General features: G+C 61.4%; 23 protein-coding genes. 11 read left to right on the forward strand and 12 right to left on the reverse strand.

Annotated elements, in window-relative coordinates; translation table 11 throughout:
• Window positions 1-10: 10 nt before the first annotated feature.
• Window positions 11-1198 carry an acetate kinase gene (locus tag UF78_RS04890; RefSeq protein ID WP_045160907.1) on the reverse strand — a complete coding sequence of 396 codons (1188 nt, stop codon included), beginning with the start codon at window positions 1196-1198 and terminating at the stop codon, window positions 11-13.
• 238 nt (window positions 1199-1436) lie between these two features.
• Between UF78_RS04890 and UF78_RS04895 the strand changes: the two genes are divergently transcribed.
• From UF78_RS04895 to UF78_RS04910, 4 genes are all read left to right on the forward strand, one after another.
• Window positions 1437-1922 (forward strand): FKBP-type peptidyl-prolyl cis-trans isomerase, encoded by a 486-nt coding sequence (locus UF78_RS04895; protein ID WP_045160908.1) that lies wholly within the window; start codon window positions 1437-1439, stop codon window positions 1920-1922.
• A 108-nt stretch (window positions 1923-2030) separates the two neighbouring features.
• A complete protein-coding gene (locus tag UF78_RS04900; RefSeq protein WP_045160909.1) occupies window positions 2031-2513 on the forward strand; it encodes a glutathione peroxidase in 483 nt (160 codons plus the stop codon).
• 141 nt (window positions 2514-2654) lie between these two features.
• On the forward strand, window positions 2655-3251 hold the full coding sequence (locus UF78_RS04905) for a TetR/AcrR family transcriptional regulator (protein WP_045161100.1): 597 nt from the start codon (window positions 2655-2657) through the stop codon (window positions 3249-3251).
• Window positions 3252-3320: 69 nt separating this feature from the next.
• Entirely contained in the window at window positions 3321-4430 is a 1110-nt protein-coding gene (locus tag UF78_RS04910; protein ID WP_045160910.1) for an NADH:flavin oxidoreductase, read from the forward strand.
• Between the two features lie 84 nt (window positions 4431-4514).
• Here the strand turns inward: UF78_RS04910 and UF78_RS04915 are convergent, their stop codons facing one another.
• From UF78_RS04915 to UF78_RS04930, 4 genes are all read right to left on the reverse strand, one after another.
• Window positions 4515-5126 (reverse strand): flavodoxin family protein, encoded by a 612-nt coding sequence (locus UF78_RS04915; protein WP_045160911.1) that lies wholly within the window; start codon window positions 5124-5126, stop codon window positions 4515-4517.
• 57 nt (window positions 5127-5183) lie between these two features.
• Window positions 5184-5942 carry a sulfate transporter CysZ gene (gene cysZ / locus UF78_RS04920; protein WP_045160912.1) on the reverse strand — a complete coding sequence of 253 codons (759 nt, stop codon included), beginning with the start codon at window positions 5940-5942 and terminating at the stop codon, window positions 5184-5186.
• 231 nt (window positions 5943-6173) lie between these two features.
• Window positions 6174-6533 (reverse strand): HopJ type III effector protein, encoded by a 360-nt coding sequence (locus UF78_RS04925; protein WP_045160913.1) that lies wholly within the window; start codon window positions 6531-6533, stop codon window positions 6174-6176.
• Window positions 6530-6823, reverse strand: a complete 294-nt coding sequence (locus tag UF78_RS04930; protein ID WP_045161101.1) for a DUF1244 domain-containing protein — start codon at window positions 6821-6823, stop codon at window positions 6530-6532. Before UF78_RS04930 ends, UF78_RS04925 begins: the two co-directional genes overlap by 4 nt.
• Window positions 6824-6969: 146 nt before the next feature.
• Here UF78_RS04930 and UF78_RS04935 point away from each other — a divergent pair, with 146 nt between their 5' ends.
• Window positions 6970-7341 (forward strand): sensory rhodopsin transducer, encoded by a 372-nt coding sequence (locus tag UF78_RS04935; protein WP_045160914.1) that lies wholly within the window; start codon window positions 6970-6972, stop codon window positions 7339-7341.
• Between the two features lie 9 nt (window positions 7342-7350).
• Here the strand turns inward: UF78_RS04935 and folX are convergent, their stop codons facing one another.
• The 3 genes from folX to UF78_RS04950 all read right to left on the reverse strand — a co-directional run bounded on the left by folX (window position 7351) and on the right by UF78_RS04950 (window position 9210).
• Window positions 7351-7725, reverse strand: coding sequence for a dihydroneopterin triphosphate 2'-epimerase (folX, locus tag UF78_RS04940; protein ID WP_045160915.1), 375 nt, complete (start codon window positions 7723-7725; stop codon window positions 7351-7353).
• Between the two features lie 15 nt (window positions 7726-7740).
• Window positions 7741-8451, reverse strand: coding sequence for a dihydromonapterin reductase (gene folM, locus UF78_RS04945; protein ID WP_045160916.1), 711 nt, complete (start codon window positions 8449-8451; stop codon window positions 7741-7743).
• Window positions 8452-8562: 111 nt separating this feature from the next.
• Window positions 8563-9210 (reverse strand): PilZ domain-containing protein, encoded by a 648-nt coding sequence (locus UF78_RS04950; protein ID WP_045160917.1) that lies wholly within the window; start codon window positions 9208-9210, stop codon window positions 8563-8565.
• 218 nt (window positions 9211-9428) lie between these two features.
• On the opposite strand from UF78_RS04950, the gene UF78_RS04955 reads away from it, so the two are divergent.
• Window positions 9429-9881 (forward strand): flavodoxin, encoded by a 453-nt coding sequence (locus UF78_RS04955; RefSeq protein WP_045160918.1) that lies wholly within the window; start codon window positions 9429-9431, stop codon window positions 9879-9881.
• Between the two features lie 23 nt (window positions 9882-9904).
• Here the strand turns inward: UF78_RS04955 and UF78_RS04960 are convergent, their stop codons facing one another.
• The 3 genes from UF78_RS04960 to olsB are packed head-to-tail and all read right to left on the reverse strand — an operon-like array spanning window position 9905 to window position 12064.
• Complete coding sequence (locus UF78_RS04960; protein WP_045160919.1) at window positions 9905-10507, reverse strand: ACP phosphodiesterase; 603 nt, start codon at window positions 10505-10507, stop codon at window positions 9905-9907.
• Window positions 10508-10546: 39 nt separating this feature from the next.
• On the reverse strand, window positions 10547-11317 hold the full coding sequence (locus UF78_RS04965; RefSeq protein WP_045160920.1) for a lysophospholipid acyltransferase family protein: 771 nt from the start codon (window positions 11315-11317) through the stop codon (window positions 10547-10549).
• A complete protein-coding gene (gene olsB / locus UF78_RS04970; protein ID WP_045160921.1) occupies window positions 11318-12064 on the reverse strand; it encodes an L-ornithine N(alpha)-acyltransferase in 747 nt (248 codons plus the stop codon).
• A 193-nt stretch (window positions 12065-12257) separates the two neighbouring features.
• Between olsB and UF78_RS04975 the strand changes: the two genes are divergently transcribed.
• From UF78_RS04975 to UF78_RS04995, 5 genes are all read left to right on the forward strand, one after another.
• Window positions 12258-13160, forward strand: coding sequence for an acyl-CoA dehydrogenase (locus UF78_RS04975; RefSeq protein ID WP_045160922.1), 903 nt, complete (start codon window positions 12258-12260; stop codon window positions 13158-13160).
• 202 nt (window positions 13161-13362) lie between these two features.
• Entirely contained in the window at window positions 13363-14526 is a 1164-nt protein-coding gene (locus tag UF78_RS04980) for a phospholipase D-like domain-containing protein (RefSeq protein ID WP_045160923.1), read from the forward strand.
• A 48-nt stretch (window positions 14527-14574) separates the two neighbouring features.
• Window positions 14575-15156 carry a DJ-1/PfpI family protein gene (locus UF78_RS04985; protein WP_025240670.1) on the forward strand — a complete coding sequence of 194 codons (582 nt, stop codon included), beginning with the start codon at window positions 14575-14577 and terminating at the stop codon, window positions 15154-15156.
• A gap of 74 nt (window positions 15157-15230) precedes the next feature.
• Window positions 15231-15452 (forward strand): VF530 family DNA-binding protein, encoded by a 222-nt coding sequence (locus UF78_RS04990; protein WP_045160924.1) that lies wholly within the window; start codon window positions 15231-15233, stop codon window positions 15450-15452.
• Between the two features lie 160 nt (window positions 15453-15612).
• Window positions 15613-17178 carry a methyl-accepting chemotaxis protein gene (locus tag UF78_RS04995; protein ID WP_045160925.1) on the forward strand — a complete coding sequence of 522 codons (1566 nt, stop codon included), beginning with the start codon at window positions 15613-15615 and terminating at the stop codon, window positions 17176-17178.
• 58 nt (window positions 17179-17236) lie between these two features.
• On the opposite strand, the gene UF78_RS05000 is transcribed toward UF78_RS04995, so the two are convergent.
• Entirely contained in the window at window positions 17237-18760 is a 1524-nt protein-coding gene (locus UF78_RS05000; protein WP_045160926.1) for a fumarate hydratase, read from the reverse strand.
• Between the last annotated feature and the right edge of the window lie 322 nt (window positions 18761-19082).

Consider the following 19082-nt stretch of genomic DNA (forward strand, 5'->3'; position numbering starts at 1 on the left):
CGGCGCGTTGTCAGGCGTCAAGCAGAGCTAGGGTGTCCAGCGCGATCTGACGTTCCTCGTTGGTGGGCACCACCAGAACCCGCGGGCTGCCCACTGCCTGGATTTCGCCACCGACGCCGCGGGTGCAGCGTGCGTTAGCCGCTTCGTCCAGCTTGAAGTTGAACAGCTTGAGATGCTCGAGGGTACGGCTGCGCGCGGCTGCCGAGTTCTCGCCGATACCGCCGGTGAAGATCAGGCCGTCGAGCTTCGGCAAGGCGCAGGCCATGCTCGCCAGCGATTTGGCCAGGCGATAGCAGAACACCTCGAAGGCCAGCGTGGCGCCCGGATGGCCGGCAATGCGGGCTTCGTAGAGCGTGCGCATGTCGTTGGACAGGCCTGACAGGCCCTTGAGGCCGCTGTCATGGTTGAGTACGCGATCGATCTGCTCGAGGCTCCAGCCAAGGGTCCGGTTCAGGTAACTGTGCAGATTGGGGTCGACGTCGCCACTACGCGTGCCCATCACCAACCCTTCCAGCGGGGTCAGTCCCATGCTGGTGTCGCGGCTTTCGCCATTGACGATGGCGCAGGTCGAGCAGCCGTTACCCAGGTGTGCGGTCAGCCAGCAGCTGTCATCGACCGGCAGCCCGGTCATCTCGGCGGCGCGCTTGCTGACATAGTTGTGGCTGGTGCCATGGAAGCCGTAGCGGCGTACACCGTGCTCCTTGTAGAGAAATTCTGGCACGGCGTAGCGGAAGGCGTGCTCGGGCATGCTCTGGTGGAAGGCCGTGTCGAATACGCTTACCTGTGGCAGACCTGGGAAGAGCGCAATGGCCGCGTCGATGCCGACCAGGTTGGCCGGATTGTGCAGCGGGGCCAGCTGAGCGCTGTCGCGGATCGCCTGGAGCACGTCCTCGTCGATCAGGCTGGAGCCGGTGAAGTGCTCGCCGCCATGAACCACCCGATGGCCGATGCCGTCGAGCTTGCCGCCTGCAGCGTCCTGTGCCAGTGGCAGCAGCTCCTCCAACGCAGCACGATGGTCGGCTCCCGGGATATCTCGGCTCTGCTTGGCGTCTCCCAGCTGCCAATGAAGCACCGCTTCCGGACTGCCGAGGCGTTCGGCCAGGCCTTGCAAAGGGAAGGTCGCTTGCGTTTCGTTGACCAGTGCGAACTTGATCGACGAACTGCCGCAGTTAATCACCAGGATGTTTCGAGCCGACATCGGTGTTCCTCTGATGCGTATTAATTGTTGAAATACATCACTTAGCTTGCGGCGCGGATTCTGGCATAGGCCATGACGAACCGATGTTCTCCAAAGGTTGTATGCGACACCGCCAGAGGCAGGGGCTACGGATGTTCGTCAAGTCTGCTGCTGGTCCCGTTTATCCGGGCTCGGTTCGCAATCGACGCTGCTCGCGGTTAAACTTTGGTATCACATTCCCCAGCAAAGGTTTCACCTCATGCAGATTGCCGCTAAGAAGGCTGTGTCAATCGACTACACACTCACCAACGACGCCGGTGAGGTGATCGACAGCTCTGCCGGCGGCGCGCCGCTGGTTTACCTGCATGGCGCAGGCAACATCATCTCCGGTCTGGAAAAGGCGCTGGAAGGTAAGCAGGGCGGCGACGAGGTAAAGGTCGCCATCGAGCCGCAGGATGCTTACGGCGAGTACAGCCCGGAGCTGGTCGCCACGCTCAACCGCGCTATGTTCGAAGGTGTCGACGAACTGGAAGTCGGTATGCAATTTCATGCATCCGGCCCGGACGGCGGCATGCAGATCGTCACTATCCGTGATGTCGAAGGTGACGACGTGATCGTCGACGGTAACCACCCGCTGGCCGGGCAGCGTCTGAATTTTGAAGTCAAGATCGTCGATGTGCGTGACGCCACCGAAGAAGAAATTGCCCATGGTCACGTCCATGGCGAAGGTGGTCACCAGCACTGACGGCTCGCCGCCAGGCGAGTGAGTGGCGGCAAGGTTCGATCCAGATGATCGACCTATGGAAGCGCTTCGGTATGCCGAAGCGCTTTTTTACCCTCTGGAGAAGAGAGAATGAGCGCGTTCCACGAGTTGGTCCTACCCGGTATCGCTGGGCAGGAGTTGCCCCTAGCGCCGCTGAAAAATCAGGTGACGCTGGTGGTCAATGTGGCATCCGAGTGCGGGTTGACCCCGCAGTACGCTGGCCTGCAGGCGCTGCATGAGCGTTATCTGGATCGTGGTTTCGGCGTACTGGGTATTCCCTGCAATCAGTTCGCCGCTCAGGAGCCGGGCAGCGATGCGCAGATCCTGCAGTTCTGCAGCGGAACTTACGGCATCAGCTTTCCGTTGAGCAGCAAACTCGAGGTCAACGGGCCACAGCGGCATCCGCTGTACCGGATCCTGGCCGGCGAGGGTGCCGACTTCCCAGGAGACATCAGCTGGAACTTCGAGAAGTTCCTCGTCGATAAGGACGGTCGCGTGCTAGCGCGTTTTTCGCCCCGTACCGCCCCAGACGATCCTGCCTTGATTCAGGCGATCGAAAGCGCGCTCGCCTGACCGGATGCATCTTCTGCGCAGCGGCATCATCGCTGCGCTTATTCAGTTCATTTCCGTCACTCCATCGCTGCGATCATGGCGGCGCAATAAGCGCCATGGATGATGCTGTTTTCGCGAGACGACCGGTCATATGCTCAGGCCATGAGCAACCAAGCCCGAATCGACAAGCGTGAACTGATCCTTGCCAAGGGTGCCCAGGTGATGACCTTGCGTGGCTATCACGGCACCGGTGTCCTGGAAATCGTCCAGGCGGCCGGCATTCCCAAAGGCTCCTTCTATCACTACTTCGCCAGCAAGGAAGATTTTGCCCTGCAGGCGCTGGAGCACCTCTACCAGCCGCGCCTGGAGCGCTATCAGGTCGCGCTCGCCAATTCCGCGCTGAGTCCGCGTGAGCGAATCCTTGGCTACTACGCCGAACTGGTCGCTCATTTCGCCCGCCAGGAACGCCCGCAGTATCACTGCTTTATTGGCAGCCTGAGTTTCGAGATGGCCGAACTTTCCCAGCCCATAGGGCAAAAGGTCGAAGCGGTTCTGTCGCGTTCGGCCGCAATCCTGGCGAACTGCCTCGAGCAGGCTCGACAGGTCGGTGAAATCGATGCGCATACCGATTGCCAAGCATTGGCCGAGTTCGTCGGCAATGCGTGGGAGGGTGCGCTGCTACGCATGAAAGTAGGCGCACGCGCCGCGCCCCTGGAGAATTTTCTGACGCAACTGGAACGTCTGCTGACGTTCCGCTGATTTTTGTAGCGAGCGGCAAGACGACCGGTCGCTTTATTGCTTCTGCGATGAATTAACGAGGAGATAACAATGACTGCTGCCTTGAATGCCCTGTTTCAGCCGTTCCAGCTCGGCGATCTGCAATTGCCGACCCGCGTGGTGATGGCGCCGATGACCCGGTCCTTCTCGCCGAACGGCGTGCCGACCGCCGATGTCGTCGAGTACTACCGCCGCCGTGCCGCATCGGGCGTTGGGTTGATCATCACCGAGGGCACCACGGTCGGGCACAAGGCCGCCAATGGTTATCCGCATGTGCCGCGCTTCTATGGCGAGGACGCCCTGGAAGGCTGGAAGACGGTGGTTGAGGCCGTACACGCGGTCGGTGGCAAGATCGTTCCGCAGCTCTGGCATGTTGGCAACGTCCGCCGCAAAGGCACCGAACCGGAGGCGGAAGTGCCGGGCTACGGGCCGATGGAGAAGCTCAAGGATGGCCAGGTCGTCGTGCATGGTATGAGCAAGCAGGACATTCAGGAGGTGATCGCGGCGTTCGCTCAGGCTGCTGCAGATGCCAAGGCGATCGGCATGGATGGGGTCGAGATTCACGGTGCGCATGGCTACCTGATCGACCAGTTTTTCTGGGAAGGCAGCAATCAGCGCACCGACGAATACGGCGGCAGTCTGGCTAATCGCTCACGCTTCGCCGTCGAGTTGATCGAAGCCGTTCGGGCCGCAGTGGGTGCGGGTTTCCCGATCATCTTCCGCTTCTCGCAGTGGAAACAGCAGGACTACACCGCACGTCTGGTGACCACGTCAGAGGCGCTCGGCGAGTTCCTGGCGCCGTTGTCGGCCGCCGGCGTGGACATTTTCCATTGTTCGACACGGCGCTTTTGGGAGCCTGAATTCGAAGGCTCCGACCTCAACCTGGCGGGCTGGACTCGTCAACTGACCGGCAAGCCGACCATCACGGTAGGCAGCGTGGGACTTGACGGTGAATTCCTGCAATTCATGGTCAAGACCGACAAGGTGGCGCAGCCGGCGAATATCGAAGGCTTGCTGGAGCGTCTGAACAAGCAGGAATTCGATCTGGTAGCGGTGGGACGTGCGTTGATCTGCGATCCGGACTGGGCACTGAAAGTCCGGGAAGGTCGCATGCAGGACATTCTGCCGTTCAGCCGTGAGGCGCTGAAGACCCTGGCCTGACCCCTGCGATCATTGAAGCGGTGATCGAGCCGCTTCGCAGGATCGCGTTGCACCGGCCCCAAGGATGGCACCGGTGCAGTCGTGCTAGCCCGACGCGCCTGGATAGTCCGCTTGCTTGAGCAGCTTGGCCAGATGAACAGCGTTGCGTGCAAGCATCGCGTTGGTCTTGGTGATCTTCTCACCGGGATGATCGAGGTCCTTGTAGTCAATTGAACCCATCGCCTGCCCGACCCAGTAGGTACAGCCATTGGCGGGAATGCTGAAGCCCACATCGTTCAGGCCTTGAAACAACTCGGCCACCACGTGGTGGGCGCCGTCCTCATTGCCCACCACGGCTACGCAGGCGACTCGACCGTAAGACACCATGCGCTGCTGCTCATCCACTTCGCCGAGAAAGGCATCGAGCCGCTCGAGTACTCGTTGGCATACGCTGGAAGGATGACCCAGCCAGATCGGTGTACCCAGCAGAAGGATATCGGCGGCAAGAATCTTTTCGCGGATCGCCGGCCAGGCGTCGTTCGGACCTTCGTCGGAGGTCACGCCCGGTTCGATGTTGAAATCCACCACGCGTATCTGCTCACAGGCCACACCGAACTTTTCCAGTTCGCGCTCGGTCTGGCTTAGCAGCAGGCCGCAGGACGAGTCGTTGGGGGATCGCTTGAGCGTGCAATTTATCGCCAATGCGCGAAGTGCCATTTGCGAGTCTCCTGAATCCGAGGATGTCCGGATCTAGACAGCCCAGCGATTCGCAGTTCACTCCGGTGTAGCAGGCACCAGATGCTTCTTTCCGCCCTCGCGCACCCAGAACAGCGTCGCACCGGCCACCGCCGCCGGCATGATCAGCAGGTTAAGCACAGGTACGAGCAACGCAGCATAGGTCACCGCGCCGAAGCTCAGGCTCTTCCAGCGCCGCTGACGCAGCCACGCCATCATCTCGATCCAGCTCATCTTGTTGTTGTCTGCCGGATAGTCGATGTACTGCACCGCCATCATCCAGACGCCGAACAGCAGCCACAGTGGGGCGGCAAAGAGATTGACCACAGGGATGAACGAAAGGATCAGCAGCGCAATCGCGCGAGGTGCGAAATAGGCCAGTTTGCGTGCTTCGCGACCGATGGTGCGCGGCAGCATCGCCAGCAGCTCGGCCCAGCTGAACGGCGGGGAGCTGTCCTCGCCGCGCGCGACCGTTTCGACTTTTTCGGCAAGAAACCCGTTGAATGGAGCGGCGATGATGTTGGCGAGCAGGGTGAAGGTAAAGAACACCATCAGCAGCACCAGCACCACGAACAGGGGCCAGAGGATGTATTCCAGAAACATCAGCCACTCCGGCAGACTCGGCATGAAGGCATCGACCCAGCCGCTGAACTGGCGTAGAGCGAGATAGATGAGCCCACAGAACAGCAGCAGGTTGACCGTCAGTGGCAGGATGACGAACAGCCGTAGCCCCGGGCTCAAAATCAGTTTCAGACCTTCGCGCAGGTACTGCGGGCCGGAAAGGGCGGCGATGGGCATAGGGAACACTCCGGATGGGACGGTCCGGACCTTACCGGCTTTATCCGGGCGGGAAAAGCCCGGCGGCGGCTTGGGCTGTCCAATAGCGGTTGCTTATGCTGGCAATGGAGATTGAACAATGGCCGGCGTTGCGCCTGGCGATCAGACTTGGCCTCGAAAACGCTTCGTTGTTTCAGGGCCGTCCGCTATCAAGCCTTCCCCCGAGTGCCTGGCCGGCCCTTTTTTATTGCCTTATTTCTCGTCGAAGTGAATCGGTTTACGCCTCAGCGGCTGCTGATCGAAGCGCACCCCCGGGAGCCCGGTATCCATCAGAGCCCGGATATTGCGATGGTCAGTCCCGCTGGGGTTTTCCAGCACCGCTTGATAATGCTCACCGAACGCCAGCAGCGCCTCTTCGGTGGTGAAGCCTTCCAGTACGGCCAATCCAAGCGTCTTGCACGAGCCTTCGTTTTCTCCGGCGGCGTTTTCCACGTCGCCGTTGAAGAAGCGGCTTGGCTGGTAATCATAGGCATTGGCGATGAAGGCCAGCGTCTCGCTGAAGGGGTGGTTGCGATTGCGCAGGCTGGCGCGGAAGTCTCTGAGACTGGTCATGACTTCTGGCTCTTGTCGAAGGCGGCCTGCTGCTCGGGTGTCGCGTCCTTCTGGTAGCGCTTCTTCCATTCGGCGTAGGGCATGCCGTAGACCTCCTCGCGTGCTTCGTCGATGCTGACTTCGATGTCCAGGTCATCGGCGGCGGCCTTGTACCACTTCGACAGACAGTTGCGACAGAAACCGGCCAGGTTCATCAGGTCGATGTTCTGGGCATCCGGGCGGCTGCGTAGATGCTGGACCAGGCGGCGGAAGGCGGCGGCTTCGAGTTCGGTGCGTTCTTGATCGTTCATGTTCATGGGTCTCGGCATTGCAGACGTGTCTGGATCATAACCTCCCACGGAGGCCCTGAGCCAGATGCCGGCAGGGAACTTTAGCGTGCAGATCCGCCTCCGCTGAACAGGTTGGCCAGCCAACGATTCAGCAGAGGAGATCGGACGTGATCGGAAAAAGACATTGGGTAATTGCCGAGGGCTACTTGCCAGCGTTGGGACCGAAGCCCGACGAGCCGGCGCTGCGCAGTCATGAGACGGCCTGCATTCTCAATGCGGGTCCGCTGGAGGCGATGATCGAGTTGACGCTCTACTTCGCCGATCGCGAACCGGCCGGTCCATACCAGATAAGGGTGCCCGGGCGGCGCACGCTGCATCTTCGTTTCGATGATCTGCAGGTCCCGGAGAGGGTGCCCCGCGAGACCGATTACGCCAGCGTGTTTGTTTCGAGTGTGCCGGTGGTCGTCCAGCACACCCGGCTGGATGCCCGCAGCGGCGACCGTGCGCTGATGACCACCATCGCCTACGGCAGCGACTGATGCGGCGGTTCAGTCGCGATGGGAGGCCAGGGTGATCGATACCGATTCGGCGAAGCGCAATGCGTGTGGCTTGTCGACTTCGACCTCGGCGTAACGCACTTGTCGATGCGCCATCACCAGATCGAGGATCTCCTGGGTGAGCCGTTCGAGGAGGGCGAAGCGGTTGTCCTCGACGTGCTGGATGATGGCCTTGGTAATGGTGCGGTAGTTCAACGCGTGCTCGATGTCGTTGTCGCGTACGGCGTCGGCCGCCGGATAAAGCATCGTCAGGTTGATCAGAATGTCCTGCTTGTTGAGGATTTCCTCTTCCTTGATACCGATGAAGGTGCGTAGTCGCAGGTCTTTGACGCGGATGCGCGCCATGGCGGGTTCCAGTCTAGGCATGGGATTCCTTGGCAATTAGATCAGATGACGGCCACCGTTGACGGTCAGCGTGGTGCCGGTGACATAGGGATTATCCAGCAGATAGCGCAGGCTCAGGTAGATCACTTCGGCGCCGGGTTCGATACCTAGCGCGGATTTGGCCAGCGCCTTGCGCCGATACGCCTCGTCGTCGCCCTCGTTGAACTGTATCAGCGCCGGCGCGATGCCGTTGACCTTGATGGTTGGCGCCAGGCTGGCCGCAAACGAAAGGGTGAGGTTGTCCAGTCCGGCTTTGCTGGCCGCGTAGGCGATGTGCTTCTTGCTGCCTGCGCGGGTGACGTCGTCGCCAATGTGGATGATGTCCGCCGCGCCGCCGTGTCGCAGCAGCTCGGCGCAATGGAGGTTGATCAAGTAGGGCGCGAGCATGTGCACTTCGAACATGCGCTGGAATACCTCGGCTTCCGCTCCCGGTGTCTCGGGATGCCAGTCCGAGGCGTTGTGAACGATCGCGCGCAAGGCGCGGGTTTGCTGTTTCAGCGCCGCCACGAAAGCATGGATGCCTGCCGCGCCGGAAAAATCCGCCTGCAGCGTCACTGCGCCGCGATCGCGTAATCGTTCGAGGCTGGGACGGGGGGTGCGGTAGGTGACGATCACCGGCTGGCCATCATCAAGCAGTCGCTCTGCGCAATGCAGACCGATGCGCTGGCTGGCGCCGGTAATCAGGATCGGGGCCGTTGGTTGGGGCATGCTTTTCACTGAGGTTCGGCTGTCGAGGGGGTACGCATGGCCGTCAGCTTACCTTAGGGCGCGCTACCGTACCTTAGCCGACGTACTCGCAAACGGCACGCTGCGATGCCGCTAGGAGGGTTCGGGCGCGTCGGCGAGCGTTTCCGTCGGGAGTTCCGGCTGCAGCTCCGGATGCAGGCGCTGGTGCTGTTCGTAGAGATACGAGCGAATGCGCTCGGCGTCCCTGTCCCGTGGGTATTCGACTTCGTAGGCGGTCATGCCGCCCTCGGCTTCGCGAATCCGGTGTGCGTCGATCTCGAGCGAGCCCTCACCCGGAAGCGCCAGGTGCAGGTGAAGATGCTTGGGCGCCTTCCGTTTTGGTCCCGCGTCCACCAGCAGGCCATTAGGGGACAGTTCATGAACGCTCAGCGCGGTTTCGTTACCGTCGTTGGAAAGCAGCGGCAGGGGCTCATCCAGGTGCAAGCGCCAGGCGCGAAGCACCGGCCCGCGTTCGTAAATGGTCGGCGGTGCAAGCTGCAGCTGGATCGCCTGAAATTCGTCCTGGTTCAGTTGCAGGGGAAACGACATGCAATAGTCTTCGAGCTCGGCTTCAAGCGTCAGATTGGCTTTTGCTGCAAGCTGCAACAGTAGTCCGTTGGCCTTCTCGCCACCGTCCACGCGAAAGCCGGGCCGTGCTTCACCCGGCTCGACTGGCGAGCCGCTCACGAGTTCGTTGATGTACGCCAGCTCGGCGCTGGTGAGAACGGTTTTCTTTGCCATCCCGATTTCCCCCTCAAGGGCAGCAGGACAGGCCTACCCATGCCTTGAACGCTCCGGTGCCTCGGCGCCGCGAGATCCTCTACCAGGACGGCCTTGCGACAATGTTTTCGTCAATCAGTTCCTTGCAGCACGCCTTGATGGCGAGTGTAGATCGCGCGGTCGGGTACAGAGGCCGAATACGGCATAATGCTTCGCTTCAATTCGCAACGGAGCCCACCATGAAAGTCGCCATCCTCTCCGGTACGGTCTACGGCACCGCCGAAGACGTCGCTCGCCATGCCGCATCATTTCTGAAAGCGGCGGGTTTCGACACCTGGCACGACCCGCGTGCGCAACTGGCGCAGATCGTCGACTTCGCGCCGCAAGCGCTGCTGGTGGTGACGGCCACCACTGGGATGGGTGAATTGCCCGACAACTTTGTCCCGTTGTATTCGGCCATTCGCGATCAGTTCCCGGCGTGGCAGGGCTTGCCGGGCGGCGTCATCGCGCTGGGCGACGCCAGTTATGGCGATACCTTCTGCGGCGCCGGTGAGCTAGTCCGAGAACTGTATGCCGAGTTGGGCGTGCGCGAGGTGCAGGACATGCTGCGTCTCGATGCCAGCGAAACGGTAACACCTGAAAACGATGCGGAGCCTTGGCTGGAACGCTTCGCTGCAGCTCTACGGGGCTGAGTGCATTTCGCGGCGAGCGCCGATTATTTCAGCTGATCTACCGCGCTCCGGCTGGTGCCTTTGAGCCGCGCAAAATCCTGCAACTGCGGATAGAACTCGCGGAAATCCTGCTGGAGCGGCAGGTATAGCCGTTCCAGCTCGGCGACCCCGCCCGCCAACCCTTCCGGGCGCGACAGTCGTCGACTCATTCCGGCCACCACCTGCTCCATTACGGCGAAGTCCCGGTAACTGCCGAGCCAGTCCTGAGCCGCCATGCGGGGCGCGATAAATGCGAGCTTGCCGGGGAGCTCGGCCTCTTCATGTAGCACCTGATAGACCCGCGCGGTGAATCGCTGCAGGGGTTCTTCGGCATAGTCATGCCAGTGCGCGGCCAGACAGTGGTCAAAAAACAGGTCGATCAATATCCCCGCATAACGCCGCCGCTCACTGGGAAAGCGCTGCTTGGCTTGCAGCACCAAGGGATGGCTGTCGGTATAGACGTCGATCTGCCGGTGCAGGCGTATTCCAGCTTCGATGTCGGCAGGCCAGCGGCCTTGCAAGGGGCCTTTGACGAAGTCGCCGTAGAGACTGCCGAGCATCTCGCCGGGCTGCGAGCCGCCGAGATGCAGATGTGCGAGATAGTTCATACGGCGAGTCTAGCAGCGCTTCCTTGCGCTCGGCTTACATCAGGCCGCCACGGATACTGGCGTGGCTGCGTCGTACAGCGCGTCGGAGATGGCCGTGTGGCAGGTGCGTGCCAGCCGGTTGCGCTCCATGCCGCAGCTGTCGATGGGTTGCAGCAGCTGTATTTCCACGACTGCAACCTCGACCGCCAGCAGCCGGAACAGGTGCGAAAGCAGATCGTCTTCACCGATGAACGGCGTGATGAGATCGGCCTCGCCACCGCGCAAATAGCGGATTGCCACGGGTTGGATCGGTGTACCGGTTTCGATCGCGCACGCCAGCAATCGTGAATGAAAGGTGCGCAGAATCGTGCCGTCCGTGGTTGTGCCTTCGGGAAAAATCAGCAGATTGCGACCCTGCTCTAGCTCGGCGCTCAACAGCTGATTCAGCGTGCTGCTGTCGCCGCTTCCACGCCGAATGAACTGCGTGCCCGCCTCGGCAGCGAGCCAGCCGAGCAATGGCCATTGACGTACTTCGGATTTGGCCAGAAAAGTCATCGGCTGCAGCATCCCAAGCAGCGGAATGTCCGTCCAGGACAGGTGATTGGAGAGCCATAGCATTGGCTGAGCGGGGCGCTTGCCGGTCAGCCGAACCTCGTACGGCAGCGCTGCGGCCAGCCGTGCGAGAAACCAGCGGCACAGCCGATGGCGCATCCCTTGGGATGGCCTGAGTCGGAGCAAGGACAGCAACTTCAATCCGCTCGCCAGCGAGAGCCCGACTGCAATCACTCCACACAGCCGGGTCAGTCGCAGATACAAGCGCAGCCTGCCCATTCAGACGGCCGCCTTGAAGTGGCGTGCGTAGCGCGGGCACAGCTCGTCGCGTTTGAGCAGGATGAAAACGTCGGCGACCTGGAAGTCCGGGTCCCAGCACGGCTCGCCGCAGATTTTCGCCCCGAGTCGCAGATAGGCCTTGAGCAGCGGCGGGGTTTCTGCGATCACATTGTCCGGCAGCTCCAGCGTGGGCAATGGGTTCTTCGGGTTGGCGTGCAGCAGCTCGGTGCACAGATACCGCTCGCGCAGGCGCTGCATGATCGCTTGAGCCTGGACGCCGCCGTCGCGCATCGGAATGCTCGCGCAGCCCATCAGGTAGCGATAGCCGCCCTGGTTCAGCGCATCGGCCAGCGCGCTCCAGAGCACGGCGATGGTCGCCCCGTTGCGGTAGGCCGGATGCACGCAGGTACGACCGATCTCGAGTATCGGTGCGTCCAACTCCGCGAGACCCTGCAGGCTGAATTCCTCTTCGCTGTAGAAGCGCCCGAGTCCGCGTGCCGTCAGGTTATCGAGCAGGCGTGTGGTAGCGACCAGTTCGCCACTATCGAGATCGCGCACGCCGATGTGGCTGCAGTGCGCGTCGAAGTCGTCGCAGTCCAATCCAGCTTCGGCGCCTTGCAGCTGCGCGCCGAACTCGCTGCTAAACACCCGGTAGCGCAAGGCTTGGGCTTCGAGCAGCGCGGCCTGGCCGTGCAGCCGCTCTGCTTGCAGGCGTCGCGTGGTGCGAGGAAAAGCGATGGTGGTCATACCCTGTCTCCTGGTCAGCCTTGGCGTGGCAATGCATTCGGAGCGCTTGGTTGTTATGGTTGGCGTTCCGTCAATCAGTGATGCCGACTCAGGCTAGGCAGAGGCAGTGTCATGACTGTTACGGATCGATGATGCTTGGATGACGGTGATTGCCATTGGCTATCCCTTCGCTGAACCCATGGAGTGAGATTCGATGTCTTGGCATGAGCTGCTCGTCCCGCTGCAACGCCTGCCGCCGCCTGCTGCGCTGGAGGATTGGTTCGCCGATCTGCGGTCGCGAAGCGCGGAGGATCCTTTCGCGCTGGCAGTGCTGGGTGGCCGACTGGCGGCCACGCCGGGCCTGGCCTTTCTGGCGGGCTATCAGGCGGCGTTGCGGCGACTTTGGCCGGCCGCGCCAGAGGGGCTCGGTGCGTTGTGCGCCACCGAGAACCGTTCATTGCGTCCGGCCGACATGCTGACTCGTCTGGACGGGCTGCTGCTGACGGGTTGCAAGGATTTCGTCACAGCCGGCTCTGCGGCGACCTGGCTATTGGTGCCTGCGCGCGATGAGGAGCCCGGCGAGCGTCCGCGGCTGAGCCTGTGCGTCGTCGGTTCCGGTGAGCACGGTGTGATCGTCGAGTCGAGGCCGCCGTTACCCTTACTGGTCGATATTCCGCATGGTCGCTTGCGGCTGGAAGGTGCGGCATGCCACCGGTTGTCCGGTGATGGCTGGGACGACTACGTCAAACCGTTCCGCACGCTGGAAGATCTGCATGTACTGGCGGCTCTGGTCAGTTGGCTTTACGGCGTCAGCTTGGAATGTGGCTGGCCGCAACGGTTGCAATTGCAGCTCTTGGGGCTGTTGGCCGGCGCGGCTGAGGTTTCGCGACTTTCGCCTGCAGCATCCGCAACACACCTGTTACTGGCTTCTCTGAATCTGCAGTTCGCGGTGCTTGCCGATGAGGTGGACGTCGCGCTGGCGCTAGGCCCGCAGCAGTGGTTGGATCTTTGGCGGCGCGACCGCGGCGTGCTGCAACTGGCGCGTGGTGCGCAGGCCAAGCGGCTCGCACAGGCTGCGGAGGTGTTTGGGCTGACACCCGAAGGTGACCAGGCGTAGAGCAGGTAATGGCGGCAACTCGGGAACTCCTCGTTACGGTACGAACCTATAACAGGCGTGCCGCGACAGCACGGTTCAATCTTCACAGGTTTCAGGGGCGCTCGTGGTTGGCGTCCAGTGTTCACCAGACAAGGATTTCAATGTCTTTCAGCTGTATCGCCATCCCTGCTCAGCGCGCGGCGTTATTGTGGAGCGTCCTGTCATGATACTGGCCGGGGACGTTTTCCCCTGGCGAGAGGGCAATCGTTTCCAGCTGTTGATCGATGGACCGGCTTTCTTCCCGCGCATATTGGCGAGTATCGATGCCGCCGAGCGTCGGGTGGATGTCGAGCTCTATCTCGTCGAAGACGGGCAATGCGCGGATCGGCTGATCGATAGCCTGGTGACGGCCGCCGAGCGTGGAGTACGGGTGCGCTGTCTGTTCGATGGTTTCGGTTGCCTCAAGCTGGGGCAGAAGACCCGACAGCGGCTGACTGACGCCGGAGTCGATCTGCGTCAGTACAACCCGCTGAAACTTCATTTGAAGTTTCGCAACCTGCATCGAGATCATCGCAAGCTGATTCTGATCGATGACGAGCACTGTTTCGTTGGTGGCACCGGAGCCACTGACGAGTTCTGGAACCCCTCAAATCCCGAAGAGCACTGGCACGAAGCAATGGTCGAGATTTCCGGTCCGTTACTGGAGGACTGGCGGCGGCTGTTCGACGTGCAGTGGGCGTTGTGTCTGAAAAGGCGGATATGGCAGCTGCCATTGCCGCAACGAATGCCCAAAGTTCCGGCCAACCCGCCATCGGACGACGGCATGGGGCGAGTCGCCTATTCGGCGGCGCGACAGCATCGCGACATCCTCCACAGCCTGCTGCGCAACATGCGGCACGCGGAGCGTCGGATCTGGCTGGCGACACCTTATTTCCTGCCCACCGGCCGTGTTCGTCGTGAGTTGATGCGCGCCGCGAGACGCGGGGTCGACGTACAACTGTTGCTCACCAGCCGCAACACCGACCATCCCTCGGTTCGCTACGCGGGGCAGCGCTATTACCCACGATTGCTACGTGCCGGCGTGCGGATCCACGAATATCAGCCACACTTCCTTCATCTGAAAATGGTGCTGGTCGACGATTGGGTCAGTGTCGGCTCCTGCAACTTCGATCACTGGAATCTGCGCTGGAACCTGGAAGCCAATCTGGAAGCGGTCGACACTCAGTTCAGCGCTTCAGTGGAGAAGAGCTTCGAGCACGATTTCGCCCGCAGCCTGGAAATCGATATGCAGCAATGGCATTCGCGTCCGCTGAGCCAGCGCCTCTATCAGCGCATGTGGGGTCTGCTCGATAGGCTCATGATCAATATATTCAATCGAAGTGGCTGACGGCGTGGCCGAACCGCCGCAATGTTCTATGACTGGGAGAGTGTTTCGATGGCTGCGAAAAAAATTCTGATGCTGGTTGGCGATTACGTCGAAGACTACGAAACCATGGTGCCGTTCCAGGCGCTGCAGATGGTCGGTCATACGGTGCACGCCGTCTGCCCGGACAAAAAGGCCGGTGACACGGTGCGTACGGCGATTCACGACTTCGAAGGCGATCAGACCTACAGCGAAAAGCCTGGCCATAATTTCGCGCTGAACTTCGATTTCGACGCGGTGCGCGCCGAAGACTACGATGCGCTGGTGGTGCCGGGCGGGCGTTCGCCGGAGTATTTGCGGCTCAACGATCAGGTGCTAAGCCTGGTCAGGGCGTTCAGCGAGGCGCAAAAGCCAATCGCTGCGGTGTGCCATGGCCCGCAGCTGTTGGCGGCTGCCGGGATCCTCGAAGGCCGTGCCTGCAGCGCCTATCCAGCCTGCGCACCGGAAGTGAAGCTGGCTGGGGGCGAGTTCGTCGATATTGGTGTCGACAAGGCGCATACCGACGGCAACCTGGTTACCGCACCGGCATGGCCGGCGCATCCCGAGTGGCTAGCCGCCTTCCTCGAGGTGCTCGGCACACGCATCAGCCTGTAATATGGCGTGCTGTTTACAAGGTCCGCCTCGGCGGGCCTTTTTCGTTGAAGCGTTCTTTCAGGCTCGATAACACCATGACCCAGGCAAAAGATCCTCTCCACGGCGTAACGCTGGAATCCATTCTGGTGGAGCTTCAGGCACATTTCGGGTGGGAGGGGCTGGCCGAGCGGGTCGACATTCGCTGCTTCAAAAGCGACCCCAGCATCAAATCGAGCCTGACCTTCTTGCGCAAGATGCCCTGGGCCAGGGCGAAGGTCGAGGCGTTGTTCGTTCAGCTACGTCGATCTACCGCCTGATTTTTCGTAATGCAGAGACCTGTAATTCGTCCGATACCGTTTTATTAATCGAAGTCCGGCTCAAGTTAGCCTCCATCCGACCGATTCCTTGTAACAGTTTGATTCGTCATGACTGACGAGTCTGTTTTGTTATCGAATCGCCATCATGGAGATTGGGACGATGAGAAATAACGGGCCGGTAAGCAACACCGAGCGGAGTTTTCCGGCGCATCAGCGACTAATCTCGGCAACCGATACACAGGGCAAGATTCTTTACTGCAACGATGAATTCGTTGCAGTAAGTGGCTATTCCAGGGCCGAGCTGATCGGGAGTGACCATAATCTGGTTCGCCACCCAGACATGCCGCCCGCTGTGTTCGCCGCCATGTGGGGCTATCTGAAGGCAGGCAAGAGCTGGATGGGGGTGGTCAAGAACCGCTGCAAGAATGGCGATTTCTACTGGGTCAGCGCCTATGTCACGCCGATCCTCGACGATGGCAAGCTGACCGGTTTCGAGTCGGTTCGGGTCAAACCTACCGCCGAGCAGGTCGCGCAAGCCACTGGGCTATACGAGCGTCTGCGTAACGGCCAACCGGCGATTTCCTTCGGGCGTCGACTTCAGGGCTGGGCCCGTACCTTGGCGATGCCAATGTGCGCGGCATCGCTTGCAGCGGCAGGAATCTTCTGGCTACCGCCGGCAGTTGAAGTGGTAACCGTGCTGGGTTTGTTCTTCGCGCTTGGGCTCAGTTCCCATTTCGTCGCAGAGCGGAAGCTGCATTCGATACTCCAAAGCGTTCCGCAGGCATTCACCGATCCGGTCGTTGCGCTCACCTACACACAGCAACACGGCAATGCCGCCCGCCTCGAGATGGCGCTGATCAGCGAGGATGCTCGCCTGCGCACCGCACTGACGCGGCTGTCCGATTTGGCTGGGCAGGTCGAACGTGCCTCTGCGGAAACGTCCATGCTGGCCAGCCAGACCGAGAACGACCTTCGTCAGCAGCGTAGTGAAACGGACATGACTGCCACTGCAGTCACCGAGATGACCGCGTCGATCACCGAAGTGGCCGGCCATGTGCAGCAGACAGCCGAGGAGGCCATTACCGCGAATGCGCTCGCGAACGACGGTGATCGAGTCGCTGCCCAGTCGCGCCAGGCGATCGAATCGCTGGCCGGCACCGTTACCAACATCGGCAGCGCGGTGAATGAGCTGGCAGGGGAAACCCAGCAGATCATGTCGGCTGCGGGGATGATCCAGAGCATTGCCGAGCAGACCAACTTGCTGGCGCTGAACGCTGCGATCGAGGCTGCCCGCGCCGGTGAGCAGGGCAGGGGCTTTGCTGTCGTCGCAGACGAGGTGCGGGCGCTGGCGAGCAAGACCCGTGACTCGACGCAGCAGATCCAGGCCATCATTCAGTCGCTGACCAGCAAGGCTGACGGGGCGGTCGCCATCGCCCAGGTCGGCGACCGGGAGGCGGCTCAGGGGCTGGCGCAGGTGGTCAAGGCGCAACAGGCACTGCAAGGAATTCGCGAGGCGGTCAGTCGCATTACCGGCATGAGTCAGCAAATGGCCACCGCCGCCGATGAACAGGCACACGTGGCCGAAGACATCGCGCGGCAGGTCACCAGCATCGCTGTCAGCACCGACGGCAACGTGACCAAGGCTGACCAGACCATGCAGCGCGGTCGCGAGCTGGAAGACGCTGCTCGAGGGCTGCGCGCCCTGGTCGAGCGGTTCAATCGCTGATCCGGCACGCAGAAACAAAAAAGCCCGGCACTGAGCCGGGCTTTTTTGTGGGTGTTGCTTACTGCACTTCGACGGCCAGGCTGTCCGAAATCTTCTTCTGCCAGATCGCCGGCCCGGTGATATGGACCGACTCGCCGTTGGTATCGACGGCGACGGTGACCGGCATGTCCTTCACTTCGAACTCGTAGATGGCTTCCATGCCCAGTTCGGCGAAGGCCAGCACCTTGGACTTCTTGATCGCCTGGGCGACCAGATAAGCCGCGCCACCGACGGCCATCAGGTAGACGGCCTTGTTGTCCTTGATCGCGTCGATGGCGATCGGGCCGCGCTCGGACTTGCCGATCATGCCCAGTAGGCCAGTACTTTCGAGGATCTGACGGGTGAACTTGTCCATCCGCGTCGCGGTGGTCGGGCCAGCCGGGCCCACCACTTCGTCACCGACCGGATCCACCGGGCCGACGTAGTAGATGAAGCGGCCTTTGAGGTCCACCGGCAGCTCTTCACCCTTGTTCAGCATGTCGACCATGCGCTTGTGCGCGGCGTCGCGGCCGGTGAGCATCTTGCCGTTGAGCAGCACGGTTTCGCCCGGCTTCCAGCTCTGCACTTCTTCCGGGGTGATGGTGTCGAGGTTGACGCGGCGGGCGCTCGGGCCGGCTTCCCAGACGATCTCGGGGTAGGCATCCAGCGGCGGCGGGGTCAGCTCGGCCGGGCCGGAACCATCGAGCACGAAGTGTGCGTGGCGAGTGGCGGCGCAGTTGGGGATCATGCACACCGGCAGCGAGGCGGCGTGGGTCGGGTAGTCCATGATCTTCACGTCGAGCACGGTGGTCAGGCCGCCCAGGCCCTGGGCGCCGATGCCCAGCTGATTGACCTTCTCGAACAGCTCCAGACGCAGCTCTTCAATGCGGTTCTGCGGGCCACGAGCCTTTAGCTCATGGATGTCGATGGACTCCATCAACACTTCCTTGGCCATCACCGCGGCTTTCTCGGCGGTGCCGCCGATGCCGATGCCGAGCATGCCGGGCGGGCACCAGCCTGCGCCCATGGTTGGAACGGTTTTCAGGACCCAGTCGACGATCGAATCGGACGGGTTGAGCATGGCCATCTTCGACTTGTTCTCTGAGCCGCCGCCCTTGGCCGCGACGTCCACTTCCACCTTGTCACCCGGGACGATGGAGTAGTGGATAACGGCGGGTGTGTTGTCTTTGGTGTTCTTGCGGGAACCAGCCGGGTCGGCGAGGATCGAAGCACGCAGGACGTTTTCCGGCAGGTTGTAGGCGCGGCGAACGCCTTCGTTGATCATGTCGTCCAGACTCATGGTGGCGCCATCCCAGCGTACGTCCATGCCCACGCGCACGAACACGGTGACGATGCCGGTATCCTGACAGATCGGCCGGTGGCCGGTTGCGCACATCCGCGAATTGATCAGAATCTGCGCCATGGAGTCGCGCGCTGCCGGCGACTCCTCCCGCAAGTAGGCCTCGTGCATCGCCTGGATGAAATCGACGGGGTGGTAATAGGAAATGAACTGCAAAGCGTCGGCAACGCTTTGTATCAGGTCGTCTTGCTTGATCACGGTCATGCAGCGCGTCCTCTTGGCGGGGCGGAGACAAGGCGCGCGGGGAATTTGGCCAACGCGCTCAGGTTAAAAAATGCGCGGCAGTATAACTCGCTGCGCCGCAGGGTACACAGACGAGCTAAAGGTGAAGGGATGCACATCGAAGCGGGTGTCGGTGAGGCTGTGGGTCAACTGCACACTGACAATAATGCGCCTGTGGTGCTCGGGCAGAAAGCAGTTGGAATGATCGAGCAGAAGGTGGCAGAACTGCCGCACATCGGACGATCGGTAGCTCGTCCTGTCAGAAGAACCGGGGCTTGTAGGCTTTTGCAAGTGGCCAGCGTAA

Origin of the sequence: Stutzerimonas stutzeri (assembly GCF_000952685.1) — a bacterium.
Lineage (GTDB): Bacteria > Pseudomonadota > Gammaproteobacteria > Pseudomonadales > Pseudomonadaceae > Stutzerimonas > Stutzerimonas stutzeri_E.